We start from the raw sequence: 16,283 nt of genomic DNA, 5'->3' as shown, positions 1-16,283 counted from the left end.
CTAGATCACTTGTGAGATAAGCAGGAAGCAACCAAACAGCAGTGAGAACAACATCATTGCGCTGCCACCTTCTGCTCGGTATCGGTCATCAGCAACTTTCATGAAACGCTGTTTGTGGACCATAACCAGAGGAACAAACACCGCTAGGAACACCAAGATGATACCTGCGTAATTCAGTACTTGTAGGAACTTGTCTGCCGCAAGCAATGAACCAGCCAACGGCAAGATAAAGCTAATGCAGTACGTTACCGCTGTATTTTGGTTGAACATGTCTTTGTTCTGGTTGAACAACGCCATCGCCACACCAAAGAAAGAGGTCAACAACGCCAAGCCCGTGAAGGTAGACAGAACGTTACCCACCCAAGGAGACTGAGCCTCAAACGCCGCCATCAAATCTGATACGTTCTCAAAGCTTCTGAATTGATCTTCACTCAAGTTGCCCACTACCGCAAACAACCAACACAAGTAACACACTAATGGGATCAGAGAACCGATGATCACCATGTTACGCAGCTGTTTATCTGTCGCTTCGTGGTTGTAAGAAACCAAGGTTGGAATCACCACCATAAAGCCAAAGCTCGTAAACAGGATGGCACTGGTTTTGATTAGATCAACGTGGTCATGGCTGGTTACCTGCATCAAGTTTTCTTGAGTCATGCTCGGCGCTAAGAACGCCATGGTGGCAAACAAACTAGCAAGCATCACGAAGAACAATGCTCGATTGAGCTTATCAATCACACCAGTACCACTTGCGACTACTGCGCCAGCAAGCAAGGTAAACACGGTTTGGCTGGTAGTCGCGGTAATTTCGACGCCAAAGTTAGACAGTAACTTACTCAGCAAGTCACCTGCGCCCAGAATGTAAGCCATTAATAGGCAAATCAACAACGCGTATAGCAAGCCGTTGGTAAGCAACTGACCTTGTTTACCCAAGGTTTTTCGGGCAATAGAGTTTAATCCTAGACCGCCACCCGCTTTGATGGTCGCTTCTAGAAGTAGTAATGCTGCGTAAGTCGTACCGAAGCAGATCAGTACCATAAGCAGTGTGCCGTAAAGCAATCCGAATTGAGCTAATACCATTGGGATCGCAAGCATACCAGCACCGAGAGCGGTACCAGCGATAATTAGGGAGCTACCCATCATTTTAATATTCATTGTTTTTAACTTATTTGTTTAGTTTTTATAGATGTGAGTCTTCGTTCATCGAGCGGATGACAAAGGAGTTCAGATAGAAATAAAGTTATAAAACGAATAACAATAGGAGCGATAAGCGGTAAAGAAGCGTGCAGAGACGTTGTCGAACAGGGCGTTCAAAGGGGAGCTTGTCTTAAAAGAGGTAAAACGAGAAGCGTGAGTAAGCATTAACTGATGTGGTGAACCTTCCGTAGGTTCAATAATCGGTGATGTAATCTTGAATTTCATGTATGTGTCCAATAAGTCACATTCCATAGTATTTGAAGCAGCGTATCCGTTGCTGCCCTACCTCTATCATAGAGGTCTTTTCATCTTATCGAATGAGCCTCGAAACACAACGCTATAACCACAATTTTTGCTATTAAATTGAACAAAACAACCATTTGGATATAAATCGACCACTAAGTCGTCTAAAACAATAGTCTTTATTGATAAAAGACAAGCGGACAAATACATCGAGCTAATTAACAACCTAGGCTTTTCTAATTATCAGCACAATCAAAACTCGATGCTGCACTTCAATTTTCCCAAAACAACAGTCTGTTTTAAGAACAGCGAGGAGCTTGAAGCGCGTTCCATTTCAACATCAGACACGACACAAACTCGCTACATCACAGAAACATAACCACAACCGGAGTGTGGTCACACAATTCGTTATACCCCATAGGTGGTAGGAATTCTTACTAGTACAGTATTTGCGTCATTATAATTAATAAAAACAAACACCTTATGCGCTCAACAATCACCTTTAAAATCCTAGTGGCCCTCGCCATCGTGTTCACCTTTTTGCTGGCAATATCGACCTATTTCCAATATTCGCAACAAAAGCAACTTGTAAACTCAGTGTTAAGTGAGCAGCTTCACGACAAAGCAAGTAACTACTTCGATAGCCTCAATATGATGATGCTCACCGGCACCATGGCACAAAAAGAGACCCTTCGTCAGAAAGCACTGGCTCAAGAAGGCATTGAAGACGTTCGTGTTTTACGCGCCGACGCTGTCAGCAAGTTATATGGCCCAGGTAATGACAACCAAACACCGGTTGACGATATTGATAAACGAGCGCTAGCGGGCGAAACCGTTATCGAACCTTTTTCTGCTGATTGGGGCAAAGGCTTGGTTATTGCTCTGCCAATGAAGTCGAGTGAAGATTACCGAGGAACCAATTGTGTCGCCTGTCATATGGCACCAGAAGGTGAAGTCTTGGGTGCGATTCGTCTCGAATATAACCTTAACCATGTTAACTCGCTGATTAACACTCAAACCATGGCTGCTATTGGCATTATGGCAGTGATCTCGTTTGCCGGATTTGTCCTTACGATGGGATTAATTCGTAAGATTATCGTGCGCCCGCTGCAACAGACTTCTCGCTTTATGACCCAAGTCAGCAACGATAAAAACCTATCCACTCGCCTGCCGGAACAAAGCAAGGATGAGATTGGCACGCTGGCTAACTCCATCAACTCGTTCATGGGAACCGTATCTGACAGCTTAGAAAAGGTACAAAGCACCTCGCACAAGTTAAATGCGTCTGCCAACCAACTGACTAGTGTCGCGCAAATTACCGAGCAAGCCGCCAGCGACCAGCAAAGCGAAACCGCAGAAGTGCAACACAATGTCGAAGGAATACAGGCACAGCAAGTCAATGTAGAACAAGCGACTTTAACAGCTTCAGAGCTTATCAATCACACCGCTGATGTGGCGTGTAAGAGTGCCAACCAAGCACACGAAGCAAGCAGTGAGATAAAAAACCTCGTTAGCAGCATAGAAGAAGTGAAACACAAAATACTGACACTCAATGAGCAAACCGGAGAGGTCTCTTCAATATTGAGTGTGATTCGTGGCATTGCTGACCAAACCAATCTTCTGGCCTTGAATGCAGCAATTGAAGCGGCTCGTGCGGGAGAACAAGGTCGTGGGTTTGCGGTGGTGGCTGATGAAGTTCGCCATCTTGCATCACGAACCGCTGAAGCAACAGGCAGTATTGAGTCAATCATTCATCAGTTCCAGCAAGGCAGCGAAGAGTCGCTGACTTCTGCCGATCGCGTTTGCGAACAAGCCCATCAAAGCTCAACCGATATCGACGCACTTTCAATTGAAATGAATGGTGTGGTCGAAGAGATGAAACAGGTGCTGGCTCACGCACAGAATATTCAGCAGCAAACGCAATCCACCACACAAGCGACTCAAGATGTTCAACAAAAGGTTGAAACCATCACCTCTCACGCCAACAACACATCGCAATCCGCGGCTGAAACTCGCAACATCAGCAATGACTTAGAAGAGCTATCTGATCATCTTGAATCGCTGATTAATCAGTTTACTTTGTCGAGTACAAAGAAGAAGTCATAGATCGCCAACAAAAAAGCGCTCAACAATGAGCGCTTTATCTTCATAGCAACGTCTAATTCAGGCTTTCAGGCTTTAAAAGAACCGTAAACCAAGATTAGTGCGTAATGGAAACCGCGGTTAAGTCTTTATGCTTGTGATACATCGCGTGTTTGACTATCAGGTTCGCACTCACGCTATCCATTCCTGACACTTCAACGTAAGCCCCTTTTTTACGGAACTTGAACACAACCTTATCAAGCGCCTCGACCGAGGTATTATCTAAGAATGACGCATCCGATATATCGATGGTCACTAAAGAGGTCGCGTTGTCATAATCAAATAAGTCGACAAACGCATCTGACGAAGCAAAGAAGACATGGCCTTTTACTCGGTGAATGGAGTGCATTTCGTTTGTCACGACTTCATCGGATATAAACACCATGGATTTGCTGGCATGTGCATAAAACAGAGCCGACAGCACCACGCCAACCGCAACACCTATTGCTAAATTATGAGTAAACACCACCACCGCCACGGTTGCTAGCATGGTTACATTGGTTGGCAGTGTGTGATCTTTAAGCTCAACAATGGAACGCCATGAGAATGTGCCGATAGAAACCATGATCATCACAGACACTAAAGCGGCCATCGGTATCAGCTTCAACCAATCAGAAACAAACACCACCATTAGCAACAAAACCACCCCAGCGATCATGCTGGACAATCGGGTTAAGCCACCTGATTTGATGTTAATGATCGACTGACCGATCATTGCGCAGCCCGCCATTCCACCAAAAAGGGAAGCCACGATGTTCGCAACGCCCTGCCCTTTACACTCATTGTTTTTATTGCTTTCAGTATCAGTCAGGTCATCGACTATGGTCGCTGTCATCAAGGATTCCAACAAGCCAACCAGAGACAGAGCAATCGAATATGGCAGGATGGTTGCAAGCGTCTCAAACGTGAATGGAATATTAGGAATCAAGAACACAGGCAGTGAATCGGGAAGCTTGCCCATATCGCCAATCGTTCTCACATCTAAGCCGAAGAGCAAACTAATGATTGTCAGAGCAACAATCGCGACCAGTGGGGAAGGTATTGCACGACCAAACTTGGGAAAATAAGGAAGCAGATAAATGATCGCCAAACCCAAAGCGACTAACACGTAAACGCTTGACGGGAAGTTGATTAATTCAGGAAGTTGAGCCATGAAAATTAGAATGGCGAGCGCGTTAACAAATCCAGTAATCACCGATTTGGAAACGAAATTCATCAGGTTACCAAGCTTGAGATACCCAGCTGCGATCTGAATGACGCCAGCTAGAAATGAAGCGGCGAGTAGATATTCTAGTCCGTGCTCTCTCACTAAAGTGACCATTAGTAGCGCCATAGCGCCTGTTGCACCGGAAATCATTCCCGGACGACTGCCAACCAAAGCAGTGACGACACAAATACAGAACGAGGCATAGAGCCCTACTTTAGGGTCAACGCCTGCAATAATTGAAAATGCGATGGCTTCAGGGATCAATGCGAGTGCAACCACAATCCTAGATAATGAATCTCCTTTAACGTTTGATAACCAGTGTTTTTTTAAATAATTAAGCATGTAATTCTCTTTTACTTGTACAGCCAGTCCTGCCTTGTTGAGACATAATTTGATCGACTGTTTTTCTTGAATGAGCGAGCGCTCGAAAAGTGCGGGTGTAGAGAGAATGCAGGGGTTAAGGCGGCGTAATTAACACGTAGATATTAAACTCCTCTTGTTGCTTTAGTGGGAAATTAAGAAGGTGATCAAGTCCAAAATGACTGAATCCGCGCCAATGTAGAGTGAGTCTCAACACAATCACACTCCCATTATTGAAAACAAAGGTTTCGATTACGCCATGCTCGTTCAGCAGCTCACATAGGGTGAAAGGTAAGGCTGACGCTAAGATCGAACAAAAAACACACCCTCAAACCTATTTATCGTCAGTAGACACAATATTTCTTTCACCAAGCAAGAATAAAGGTTGAAGCTGTCGGTATGACAGGTAATATGTTCAATCGATTTAAAAAGTTTATACAACTTAATGTTTCGGCTAATTATTGTGCAAATGTATATTTATTTGCAGCAATGCCAGAGACTTTGAGTTGAATTTGTCCCTCAATGGAGAATGAAATCAACATGACTTACGCGCCTGTAACAGACGTACTTGGCGGCAAGCTAGCGGTAGACAGTGAAGTAACTGTTCGCGGCTGGATCCGTTCACGTCGTGATTCCAAAGCTGGAATCTCTTTCCTTGCCATTTATGACGGCTCTTGTTTCGACCCGATTCAGGCCGTGGTTCCTAATAATCTTAATAATTACGAAAACGAAGTATTAAAGCTAACAACTGGCTGCTCTGTTGAAGTAACGGGTAAGATTGTTGAGTCTCCTGCGAAAGGTCAAGACTTCGAACTAGCAGCAACTGACGTTAAAGTTGTAGGCTGGGTTGAAGACGCTGACACTTACCCAATGGCTAAGACACGTCACTCTATCGAATACCTTCGTGAAGTTGCTCACCTACGTCCACGTACAAACGTGATTGGCGCAGTAGCACGTGTACGTAACTGTCTATCTCAAGCGATTCACCGTTTTTACCACGAGCAAGGCTTCTTCTGGACTTCTGCTCCGCTTATTACTGCATCTGATGCAGAAGGCGCTGGTGAAATGTTCCGTGTTTCTACGCTAGACATGGAAAACCTACCACGCACTGAAAAAGGCGACGTAGACTTCAACGAAGATTTTTTCGGTAAAGAGACGTTCCTAACAGTATCTGGCCAACTTAATGCTGAAGCTTATGCTTGTGCACTAAGCAAGGTTTACACGTTCGGTCCTACGTTCCGTGCTGAAAACTCAAACACAAGCCGCCACCTAGCTGAGTTCTGGATGGTTGAGCCTGAAGTTGCGTTTGCAGACCTTAACGATGTAGCGAAACTGGCTGAAGACATGCTTAAGTACGTTTTCGCTGCTGTTCTTGAAGAGCGCCGCGACGACCTTGAATTCTTCGCTTCTCGCATCGACAAGCAAGCAATTACTCGTCTAGAGCAATTCGTAGACGCTGATTTCGCACAAGTTGACTACACTGACGCAATCCAAATCCTACTAGACTCTGGTAAGAAATTTGAGTTTGACGTTGAGTGGGGCATCGACATGTCTTCTGAGCATGAGCGTTACCTAGCTGAAGAGCACTTCAAAGCACCTGTTATTGTTAAGAACTACCCGAAAGACATCAAAGCTTTCTACATGCGCTTAAACGACGACGGCAAAACAGTTGCAGCAATGGACGTACTTGCACCAGGCATCGGTGAAATCATCGGTGGTGCACAACGTGAAGAGCGTCTAGACATTCTAGACGAGCGTATGATTGCTATGGGTATCGACCCTGAGCACATGAGCTGGTACCGCGACCTACGTAAATACGGTACAGTGCCACACGCTGGTTTCGGTCTTGGTTTCGAGCGTCTAGTATCTTACGTAACAGGTATGGGTAACGTTCGTGACGTGATTCCATTCCCACGTACACCACGCTCTGCAAACTTCTAATTCGAAACCTATTCGATATTAAAAGTTAAGAACAAACAAAAACCTCCGCACTTGCGGAGGTTTTTTTATGTTCGGAATAAAACGAGTCCAGATGCTTCTGCGTGCCACTATCTGAGACTCATTATTTCAACAGCTAATCCACATCTTGGTCGATAGCGTATTTTATTGCAAGACCGCAAATTGCCATCATAACGAATGGGATCGCGGCAGTGGTGTATTCCGCCCACGCCATATCAGCGAATGCTTTTGCCAGCAGTACGTGGCCGAGAATAAGCAGAAGCGCACACACAATAGCGACAATAATCAGCTTAACTTCATTTCCCATAGTCATTTTCAACATAACGGTATCTCCAATATTTGGTCTACCGTTATTGAATCACAACTCTTTGGTCAATTAGGCGTACAGTTACCCCACAAACAACCCGTACAGTTGGAATGATTGTCTTTTTTATGAGGGACTTAAGGTTTTACGAGTGCGTAAGTTGATGTGCCAGTTTGCCAAGCCAGATGAGCGCCTGTTCTTTCTCTTCTGTCAGTTCATAAGAGAAGTTCAATCGTATCGCGTTATCCACTCTGCCATGCTCACTAAACAGATCGCCAGATGCAACGCTAATACCTTGTTCGATAGCCAGTTGATGAAACTGTTGGCTGTCGAATTTTTCAGAAAAGCGAATCCATATCAAGTAACCACCAGCCGGCTCTTCAATCTCTATTGAATGCGGAAAGTACTGCTTAATGACATCGATAAATCGCTCTTTCCTGACGACAAGGTTTTTACGCAGTTTACGAAGGTGATTGTCGTAGCTTTCATGCGTTAAGAAATGAGCGACACCAAGTTGAACAGGAGCGCTACTCGATAACGTAGAAAGAAGCTGTAACTTTTGAATCGCGTCGTTAAAACGCGTGTTCACAACCCACCCTACTCGATAACCAGGACACAAACTTTTTGAATACGACCCACAAAGCAAGACGGAATCGGTCTTATCGAAGGCCTTTAGTGGCTTCGGCTTATGCCCTTCGTAATAAAGATCGCCATACACGTCATCTTCAATAATGTAGGTTCCATGCTGTTCTGCAATCTCTACCACACGGCGCTTTGCCTGTTCCGACAAACTGGTTCCCGTTGGGTTTTGAAAAGTCGTCATCAGCCAACACGCTTTAACATCTTGGTTTTGTAGCGCGTTTTCAAACTGCTCTATATTCAACCCATTGATTGGGCAAACGTCCACTTCGATAGGGTTAAGCCCGAGCCTCTCGACAGCCTGCAGAGCACCATAGAAGGCGGGAGACTCAATCACGACGTTATCACCCGACTTGGTGACCGTTTGCAGGCTCAAGTTGAGCGCTTCCATAGCACCCGACGTAATCACGATGTCTTGATGATTAACCGTGATCCCTTGCTGCAGATAACGCTGTGCGATTTGCCTTCTCAAGGACTCACTGCCCGGTGGTAAATTATTTATCACACTCGCGCCAGTCATCTTCCTACCCGCGCTGGCAAGGTTTCGAGTCAAGGTAGGTAACGGGAAAAGGTCGGGATCTGGGAATGCAGAGCCGAAAGGAATCACACCTTCGGCTGAACTCGACTTCAAGAAATCAAATAAGCGGTCATTAATGGCTTTCTTTTCACTAACGAGTGGCTGTGCGTAGTCAACGCCGTCCAGCCTTGGCGCTACAAAGTAGCCCGACTGAGGTTTAGCGATGATCCACCCTTCGCTTTCTAGCAACTGGTAGGCTTGTAAGACAGTACTATTGCTGACGTTGTAATTTCGACAACTCATGCGTACCGAAGGGATCTTCTCTCCGGATCGCCACGTATTGTTGGCTATCTGAGTTCGAATATCCTTTGCAAGCTCTTCATAACGCGCCATCTAATTGTACTACCTAGAGAAATTCTGTGAGCCGGTGATTTTATCACTTACGCCAACAACTATTGCTGCTATCCATATGATCGCACCTAATTTCCACAATAGTGTGAATTGGTTCACAGATAACTTTGTAAGCTTTGCTAAGTTTGTACCCAAGGTAGGAGCTAAGTTGGCTTTCTACCTCAATAATTTGATGTAACCCAAAAACATGCGAGATAACAATGAAAAAAATAGAAGCAGACCAATTAAGTTATAAAGGAGAGTCAAACGGTGTTCACAGTTGGACAACACCGAGCGGTCAGCCATATTACTGGCACCCAGATTGGCTCCATATTGCTGAAGATGCGACAGGCTCACATCCAAAGCAAAAGATCGATGTCGAACAAGACCAAGCACCAACGGAAAAACACGCGGTGTCTGCTATTCTGAAACACATCAACCAATGGGCTGCAGACAAACTAGCGTCTCACCCTGAGATTGAAACCGGCTCAATCGAAGCTGAAATCAATCTCAAAAAGTAACGGGTTAAAGTAGATAGCGAACTCAATCACGCGCGATTCTAACCCAATACACAGACTGAATAGCTTCGACCCTCGACCGGGGCTATTCAAGTATCTTCATAAAAATGCTGCAATAACCCCCACCTAGCTAACAAATCTCTAACACAAACCAGTTTCTTGTATCAATCCACGAAAGCTATCGATAGAATTTCCGGTCTTATTCACGTCAGTTATGCTAATTATTCGCAATTCTAAAGTCGTGAATCAATGAATGCGTAAATCTAATAAGAATGAGAACAAAGGCTTACCGATGGATACTTCAAATTACAATCGATCGCTAACGACTAAGTTATACGTCATTGCTGGCGTGCTGTTTGGCACCTATGGCAGTCGGGTGTGCCCTATGCTCGATAGCTTAACGACGTTAGAGATTTTCACACAAGTCAGTATTGTGTTTATCTTATTATGGCTCGCACGTCGTTACCCATTGGCGCAACATACCTTGGTCAAGCAAGGCCGATTCACGCAACTCGATACCCTGCTATTTTTTGCTGCAAGTGTGCCTTTCGCGCTCTACTACAACTTAAGCTATGAATTCACCATAGATAGTAATTTGAAGGTGCTGTTTGGCATGAGTCTATTCGGCTTCTTTACCGGAACCATTCTTCAATTGAATGCCAAGCTCAGCCAAATGGATAAAATGGAGACGACTGGACAATTCGACTTCCAACTGGTTGGTGAAAGAAGTTCACTGGTCAAGCAGATGATAGGCTTGGTTATCGTGCTTCTGGTAACACTGACGACTATGTTGACGATGATTGCCGTTAAAGACATCTTCTGGCTAGAACACAACCCTGACCGCTTATTGGATGGCACCGGCAAGATCAGCGTGATCAAAGAGTTTATTTATTTGGCTGTGGTACTGGGTGGCTACGCGATAACCATCATGACGCTTTGGAGTAAGCTAATTAAGCGTATTCTCCTAAGCCAAGAGCACGCATTAAACAAAGTCACCAATGGCGAGCAAGGCGTTCGCTTACCTATTTTCGGCTACAACGAGCTTGGATCAATGGCATCTATGACCAATACCATGCTTGATAGCCTTGAAACCGCGCAAAACGAAGTGAAAACCACACGTGACGTGGCCATTGTGAGCTTATCGGCATTGGCTGAATCTCGAGACAATGAAACGGGCGCACATATCCTAAGAACTCAAGAGTACGTCAAGGTGCTCGCACAAGAGCTCAGCAAATCAGAAACCCACTCAAGCTTGTTAACACCAAACTACATCGAGTTGCTCTACAAATCTGCGCCTTTGCACGACGTGGGCAAAGTAGGTGTTCCTGATAGTGTGTTATTGAAGCCGGGCAAATTGACGGACGAAGAGTTTGAGATAATGAAAGGTCACCCCGCGATTGGGGCTGAAGCGTTATCTATTGCAGAAAAGCAGTTGGGAAGTAGCTCTTTCTTAAGAGTCGCAAAGGAGATATCTCTGACTCACCACGAGAAATGGAATGGCAGTGGTTATCCTAATCAGTTGTCTGGTGAAGATATCCCGTTATCTGGCCGTTTAATGGCATTAGCTGATGTTTATGATGCGCTCATCTCGAAGCGAGTCTACAAGCCAGCCTTTACTCATGAACAAGCTAAACAGATCATCTTAGAGGGCAATGGGACGCATTTTGATCCGCAAGTTGTCCAAGCTTTTCTGGTCGTCGAACAAGCGTTTGTTTCAATTGCTGCGACCTACAAAGATGGCAAAAATGTAGCGAGTGAACTCGAGCGCGAAAGCTTTATTGCTCAACCAGCGTAATCTATTCAAAATCCACTAACTTCTTGCACCCTATAGGTTAATCCGTAGGGTGTTTTGTTATCAAATATCCTCTTTAGTCAATAAATCTGATTGAAATGGATTTTTTTTGGCCTTTCTGTTCACTTCGTATTGTCTTAAAAATTCCATACAGGTATAACTACCCATAGATACTATCCCCTCTCAATTGACATGGATGAAGATTATGTTTGAAAAAGTGTTAGCTGCTCCCGCCGATCCTATCCTCGGCCTTACTGAAGAGTTTAAAAAAGACTCTCGTGCAGAGAAAATCAACCTTGGCGTTGGCATCTACAAAAATGAAGATGGTCAAACACCAGTACTTAAAACAGTAAAGAAAGCAGAAGCTGCACTTCTTGAAAACGAAAAAACCAAATCTTACCTAACGATTGAAGGTACAGCTGAATACGGTCTAGCGGTTCAGAAACTTCTTTTCGGTTCAGACGCAGAGATCGTTGCATCTCAACGCGCTAAAACAGCACAAGCTCCAGGTGGTACAGGTGCACTTCGCGTAGCGGGTGAATTCATCAAGCGCCAACTGGGCGAAGTGAAAATCTGGATCAGTAACCCAACTTGGGCTAACCACAACGGCGTTTTCGCAGCTGCGGGGATCGAAACTGCTCAATACAGCTACTACAACGCTGAAACTAAAGACAAAGACTTCGCTGGTATGGTTGCTGACCTAGAGAAAGCTTCTGAAGGCGATATCGTTCTTCTTCACGGCTGCTGTCACAACCCAACAGGTATCGACCCAACAACTGAAGAGTGGGAAGTACTGGCTAAATTGGTTGCTGAGAAGAAACTGCTGCCTCTATTCGATTTTGCTTACCAAGGTTTTGCAAAAGGCGTTGAAGAAGATGCTGCTGGCCTACGTATTTTTGCTCAATACAACAAAGAGATCCTTGTTGCTAGCTCGTTCTCTAAGAACTTCGGCTTGTACAACGAGCGTGTTGGTGCATTCACTCTGGTTGCTGAATCAGCAGACGTAGCAACGACAGCATTCTCTCAAGTTAAGAGCATTATCCGCTCTATCTACTCTAACCCACCAGCCCACGGCAGTGCTGTCGTTACTCACATCCTTGGTGATGCTGATCTACGTGCTGAATGGGAAGCAGAAGTGGCAGAAATGCGTGACCGTATCCAAGAGATGCGTGAACTATTCGTAACGACACTGAAATCAGAAGGTGTTGATGCAGACTTCACATTCATCGAACGTCAAAACGGCATGTTCTCGTTCTCAGGTCTAAGCAAAGAGCAAGTAACTCGCCTAAAAGACGAATTCGCTATCTACATTGTTGGCTCTGGTCGTATCAGCGTTGCTGGTATGACTAAGTCAAACATGGGTCCTCTATGTAAAGGTATCGCTGCGGTTCTTTAATCGAAAAGCGAAACCTGTATTTGCAGACCACAAGCTTGCACTTACAGACCAATAGATGTGTAAAAGCCAGCAATTAAGCTGGCTTTTTTGTGTCTCCACTTTCAGGTTTAGATACTTTGTAAGTTAATACTCTAGGAAAAATTCCACACCTAGCTCATTAGTACGCTCGCTACGAATTTTACCTTCACCATCTCGATGTTGGTATGACCCACCAATCGCAAACTTGTTAGTCACTAGATAGCGTAAACCTAAGTGATAGATCTCTTCATCAAACAGGTCACTTCGATTCACTTGCACGCTGCCGTTGGCAATCCAACGTTTCGCAAAGCCATAGTTAAGCTCAGCTTTTACCCCTTGGATGAACTCAGTGTCTGAAGATTCAGTTCGGTTGGTGTCATTATTTTCAACCTTACCTTTAGTGATACCAAGCAGGTAGTAAGCCACTATATCTAAATCTGTCTTAATGCTGTAACGGTAACCAACACCTGGCATCAGTGTATCAATTCGAGTTGTGGTGTCATCAGGGTGAATGAAGCGTGCGCTATAGTCTCCCAGCAACAACCAATCATCCGTCATCGCGTAACTGACGCCTAATCCATACGACGAGGCATTGTTATTACTGCCTGCATCTTCATTTAAACTGCCCGAATGCGCGGTGGCATAAATATGGTCGTAATCCAAAATATCCACCGCGTTAGTGTCCGCCCACAAACTTGGAGAAAACATAAAAACCGCAGATACAAAACTAAGCTTCCACTTCGACATTCCTATCATCCTTAAACTGTCACTCCATTAATTGAAAGGTTAGTCTATCCATAAGACTTTAAAAAGGTTTTAGCTCACAGATTGATTTGTGACGGCAAAATATTATCAAATGTTGTACCATGAAATCATACAAACCAATGGATGATCATTATGGATGCTGAGTTATTAGAGATTCAAAACTTTCTGGCACAATACCCCCCTTTCACAGAACTCCCTGAGGAGATGTTGGCGAAAGTGACCAGTAGCGTGGAAATTTCTTATTACCGCCAAGATACCCCTATCATTCACTTTGGTGATCAAATTCATGACTTATACATCGTTCGAAGTGGCGAAGTCGAAGTCTACCGCCGTAAAGGCGAACTCTATAACCGCCTTGATGAAGGCCACTTGTTCGGGCAAATGGGTCTACTGACCAACAACAAGGTTCGTTTCCCAGTAAAAGCGACCGAAGATACTCTTCTCTACTGCATTCCTGAGCCAATTTTCCAAGAGCTCTACGACAACTACGACTCCTTTGCAGATTTCGTAGAAGTAGAAGACAACGCCCGTCTTCGCCAAGCAAACTCAAGTAATAACGATGCCAACGATCTCACGACATCCAAGGTAAAAACGCTACTGACTAGCGAAGCGCCGATGATCGAGAAGACTCGTACGATACAACAAGCCGCGACAATGATGGCCGAAGACAATGTCTCTTCCCTGCTGATCATTGATCCAGAAATCGTTGAAGATGATGAAGATGACTCAACACCCGTGATTGGCATCATCACCGACCGAGATTTATGTACTCGCGTTTTAGCTGAAGGGCTTGACCCATCGGATGAAGTCTCTAGCGTAATGACACCTGAGGTTATCTCTCTCGATCACAATGCTTACGTATACGAAGCTATGATGACCATGCTTCGCTATAACGTGCATCATTTACCAGTGCTTAAAGATAAGAAGCCGATTGGTATTATCGAAGCGACCGATATTGTTCGTTATGAGTCTCAAAACTCGCTGTTATTGGTAAGTAGTATCTTCCAGCAACAAAGTATCGAAGACCTGAAGGTACTATCCGAGCAAGTGAAAGACAGCTTTGTACGCTTAGTTAACGAAGATGCGAATGCTCACATGGTGGGTACCGCAATGTCGGTAATTGGCCGTAGCTTTAAGCAACGTATTATCGAACTGGGCGAAGAGAAATTGGGCAAGGCGCCTATTCCTTACTGTTTCCTCGCACTTGGCTCTATGGGGCGTGATGAGCAGCTGCTGGTTACAGACCAAGATAACGCAATCATTCTTGATGATACCTACGACGAGAAAAAGCACGGTAAGTACTTTGAGGAGCTGTCGACCTTCATTTGTGATGGCTTAGATCAGTGTGGCTATGTGTACTGTACTGGCGACATCATGGCGACTAACCCAACGTGGCGTATGACTCGTCGACAATGGGAAGAGTGCTTTGCTGATTGGATTGATGATCCAAACCCGAAAGCCCTATTGAATGCTTCAATCTTCTTCGACTTAGATGGCGTCTATGGCCGCTTAAAATGGGCTGAGCAACTGAACAGCTTCATCGTAAGACGCGCACGTAAGAACAACCGCTTCTTGGCGTGTCTTGCACGTAACGCACTCAACCGTACACCGCCGCTCGGTTTCTTCAAAGATTTCGTGATGGAGAAAGATGGCCGCCACAACAACTCAATCAACCTTAAGCGTCGTGGTACTGCGCCACTGGCCGATTTGATTCGTGTTCACTCGCTGGCGGTAGCCTCTCGCTCTAAGAACTCGTTCGAACGTTTAGATGACATTATCGACGCTGGTATTCTGCCGAAAGGCCGAGCTCAAGATTTGAAAGATGCGATGGAGTTTATCTCTCTGGTTCGTATTCGCCACCAAGCACACGATGTCGACAACAACATCGAGCCTGATAACAACATCGAGCCAGAGAACCTGTCTGACTTCGAACGACGTAACCTAAAGGATGCATTCCAAATATTAAGTAATGCGCAAAACTTCCTTAAGTTCCGTTATCAAGCCAGCAACAAGTTTAAGTAGGGCCTATGAACAAACTATTCAGATCACCTCCGGTCGATTGGCCATTTAAGTTTGCTCAGAAGCTAGAACGAGCGAGAGACGAGCGCTTAAAGCACTTTTATAGCCAGCCTCTTCCTGCGCCTGATACGCCACTTTCAGAAGTGATGTTCTTGGCTGTCGACTTTGAGACAACGGGGTTAAACCCAAACAAAGACGGCATCATTACCATTGGTTTAGTGCCATTTACGCTCAATCGCATCTACTTGCGACAAGCCAAACACTGGACGCTAAGACCAAAACAGAAGTTAGAAGAAGAGTCTGTCGTGATTCATGGCATCACTCACAATGACATCATTGATGCGCCAGACCTTAGCGAAGTGTTGGGCGAGATCTTAGAATCAATGGCGGGACATATCCCTGTGGTTCACTATCGTCGTATCGAACGTGACTTTTTGGACAATGCATTGAAAGTGCGACTCGGTGAAGGCATTGAGTTCCCAGTCCTCGACACGCTGGAGATTGAATCTCAGATCCAAAATAAACTGGCTGGCGGCTTGTGGAACAAGCTGAAAGGTAAGAAACCAGCTTCAGTGAGACTGGGTCAGAGTCGTCGTCGATACCATCTGCCCGACTACACGCCGCATCATGCATTAACTGACGCTATTGCGACCGCTGAGCTACTCCAAGCGCAAATTGCTCATCACTTTGACTCTGAGATGCCTCTGAAGAGTTTCTGGCTCTAGCTGAGTTACGTAAGCTAAATACAAACACAAAGCCCATCAACTTTCCATTGGTGGGCTTTTTCATTTTTATCGTCTGTGTTTAAGCAACGGTT

Annotated in this window: 13 protein-coding genes; 7 read left to right on the top strand and 6 right to left on the bottom strand. The window is 45.0% G+C overall.

Features of this window, described 5'->3' with window-relative positions; genetic code table 11:
* On the bottom strand, positions 1-1,143 hold the full coding sequence (locus tag A136_RS09710) for an amino acid permease (protein WP_017065421.1): 1,143 nt from the start codon (positions 1,141-1,143) through the stop codon (positions 1-3).
* A gap of 81 nt (positions 1,144-1,224) precedes the next feature.
* Positions 1,225-1,422, bottom strand: a complete 198-nt coding sequence (locus tag A136_RS22600; protein WP_048611631.1) for a hypothetical protein — start codon at positions 1,420-1,422, stop codon at positions 1,225-1,227.
* A gap of 501 nt (positions 1,423-1,923) precedes the next feature.
* On the opposite strand from A136_RS22600, the gene A136_RS09705 reads away from it, so the two are divergent.
* The gene (locus tag A136_RS09705; RefSeq protein WP_017065420.1) at positions 1,924-3,546 is read left to right on the top strand and encodes a methyl-accepting chemotaxis protein; all 1,623 of its coding nucleotides are present in this window, start codon (positions 1,924-1,926) and stop codon (positions 3,544-3,546) included.
* A 94-nt stretch (positions 3,547-3,640) separates the two neighbouring features.
* Here A136_RS09705 and A136_RS09700 read toward each other — a convergent pair whose 3' ends face one another.
* Complete coding sequence (locus A136_RS09700; protein ID WP_017065419.1) at positions 3,641-5,131, bottom strand: SulP family inorganic anion transporter; 1,491 nt, start codon at positions 5,129-5,131, stop codon at positions 3,641-3,643.
* A 558-nt stretch (positions 5,132-5,689) separates the two neighbouring features.
* On the opposite strand from A136_RS09700, the gene asnS reads away from it, so the two are divergent.
* On the top strand, positions 5,690-7,090 hold the full coding sequence (gene asnS, locus A136_RS09695; RefSeq protein WP_017060416.1) for an asparagine--tRNA ligase: 1,401 nt from the start codon (positions 5,690-5,692) through the stop codon (positions 7,088-7,090).
* Positions 7,091-7,223: 133 nt separating this feature from the next.
* Here asnS and A136_RS09690 read toward each other — a convergent pair whose 3' ends face one another.
* Positions 7,224-7,430, bottom strand: coding sequence for a hypothetical protein (locus A136_RS09690; RefSeq protein ID WP_004734707.1), 207 nt, complete (start codon positions 7,428-7,430; stop codon positions 7,224-7,226).
* Between the two features lie 127 nt (positions 7,431-7,557).
* Positions 7,558-8,961 (bottom strand): PLP-dependent aminotransferase family protein, encoded by a 1,404-nt coding sequence (locus A136_RS09685; RefSeq protein WP_017065418.1) that lies wholly within the window; start codon positions 8,959-8,961, stop codon positions 7,558-7,560.
* 218 nt (positions 8,962-9,179) lie between these two features.
* Between A136_RS09685 and A136_RS09680 the strand changes: the two genes are divergently transcribed.
* From A136_RS09680 to A136_RS09670, 3 genes are all read left to right on the top strand, one after another.
* The gene (locus A136_RS09680; RefSeq protein ID WP_017060414.1) at positions 9,180-9,479 is read left to right on the top strand and encodes a hypothetical protein; all 300 of its coding nucleotides are present in this window, start codon (positions 9,180-9,182) and stop codon (positions 9,477-9,479) included.
* A gap of 250 nt (positions 9,480-9,729) precedes the next feature.
* A complete protein-coding gene (locus tag A136_RS09675; protein WP_017065417.1) occupies positions 9,730-11,271 on the top strand; it encodes an HD-GYP domain-containing protein in 1,542 nt (513 codons plus the stop codon).
* A gap of 202 nt (positions 11,272-11,473) precedes the next feature.
* On the top strand, positions 11,474-12,664 hold the full coding sequence (locus A136_RS09670; RefSeq protein WP_017065416.1) for an amino acid aminotransferase: 1,191 nt from the start codon (positions 11,474-11,476) through the stop codon (positions 12,662-12,664).
* 123 nt (positions 12,665-12,787) lie between these two features.
* Here the strand turns inward: A136_RS09670 and A136_RS09665 are convergent, their stop codons facing one another.
* On the bottom strand, positions 12,788-13,429 hold the full coding sequence (locus A136_RS09665) for an outer membrane beta-barrel protein (protein WP_017065415.1): 642 nt from the start codon (positions 13,427-13,429) through the stop codon (positions 12,788-12,790).
* 150 nt (positions 13,430-13,579) lie between these two features.
* Between A136_RS09665 and A136_RS09660 the strand changes: the two genes are divergently transcribed.
* Positions 13,580-15,469 carry a DUF294 nucleotidyltransferase-like domain-containing protein gene (locus tag A136_RS09660; protein WP_017065414.1) on the top strand — a complete coding sequence of 630 codons (1,890 nt, stop codon included), beginning with the start codon at positions 13,580-13,582 and terminating at the stop codon, positions 15,467-15,469.
* A 5-nt stretch (positions 15,470-15,474) separates the two neighbouring features.
* On the top strand, positions 15,475-16,191 hold the full coding sequence (locus tag A136_RS09655) for a 3'-5' exonuclease (protein ID WP_017065413.1): 717 nt from the start codon (positions 15,475-15,477) through the stop codon (positions 16,189-16,191).
* Positions 16,192-16,283 lie beyond the last annotated feature (92 nt).

The organism is Vibrio crassostreae 9ZC13, assembly GCF_000272045.2.
Lineage (GTDB): Bacteria > Pseudomonadota > Gammaproteobacteria > Enterobacterales > Vibrionaceae > Vibrio > Vibrio crassostreae_C.
The sequence above is the reverse complement of the archived record's forward strand: the minus strand, read 5'-3'. Positions and strand labels throughout refer to the sequence as shown.

Coding starts and splice junctions, on each gene's coding strand:
- A136_RS09700 (WP_017065419.1), bottom strand. CDS start 5,131: ATGCTTAATTATTTAAAAAAACACTGGTTATCAAACGTTAAAGGAGAT.
- A136_RS22600 (WP_048611631.1), bottom strand. CDS start 1,422: ATGAAATTCAAGATTACATCACCGATTATTGAACCTACGGAAGGTTCA.
- A136_RS09690 (WP_004734707.1), bottom strand. CDS start 7,430: ATGTTGAAAATGACTATGGGAAATGAAGTTAAGCTGATTATTGTCGCT.
- A136_RS09655 (WP_017065413.1), top strand. CDS start 15,475: ATGAACAAACTATTCAGATCACCTCCGGTCGATTGGCCATTTAAGTTT.
- asnS (WP_017060416.1), top strand. CDS start 5,690: ATGACTTACGCGCCTGTAACAGACGTACTTGGCGGCAAGCTAGCGGTA.
- A136_RS09660 (WP_017065414.1), top strand. CDS start 13,580: ATGGATGCTGAGTTATTAGAGATTCAAAACTTTCTGGCACAATACCCC.
- A136_RS09675 (WP_017065417.1), top strand. CDS start 9,730: ATGCGTAAATCTAATAAGAATGAGAACAAAGGCTTACCGATGGATACT.
- A136_RS09705 (WP_017065420.1), top strand. CDS start 1,924: ATGCGCTCAACAATCACCTTTAAAATCCTAGTGGCCCTCGCCATCGTG.
- A136_RS09665 (WP_017065415.1), bottom strand. CDS start 13,429: ATGTCGAAGTGGAAGCTTAGTTTTGTATCTGCGGTTTTTATGTTTTCT.
- A136_RS09670 (WP_017065416.1), top strand. CDS start 11,474: ATGTTTGAAAAAGTGTTAGCTGCTCCCGCCGATCCTATCCTCGGCCTT.
- A136_RS09710 (WP_017065421.1), bottom strand. CDS start 1,143: ATGATGGGTAGCTCCCTAATTATCGCTGGTACCGCTCTCGGTGCTGGT.
- A136_RS09685 (WP_017065418.1), bottom strand. CDS start 8,961: ATGGCGCGTTATGAAGAGCTTGCAAAGGATATTCGAACTCAGATAGCC.
- A136_RS09680 (WP_017060414.1), top strand. CDS start 9,180: ATGAAAAAAATAGAAGCAGACCAATTAAGTTATAAAGGAGAGTCAAAC.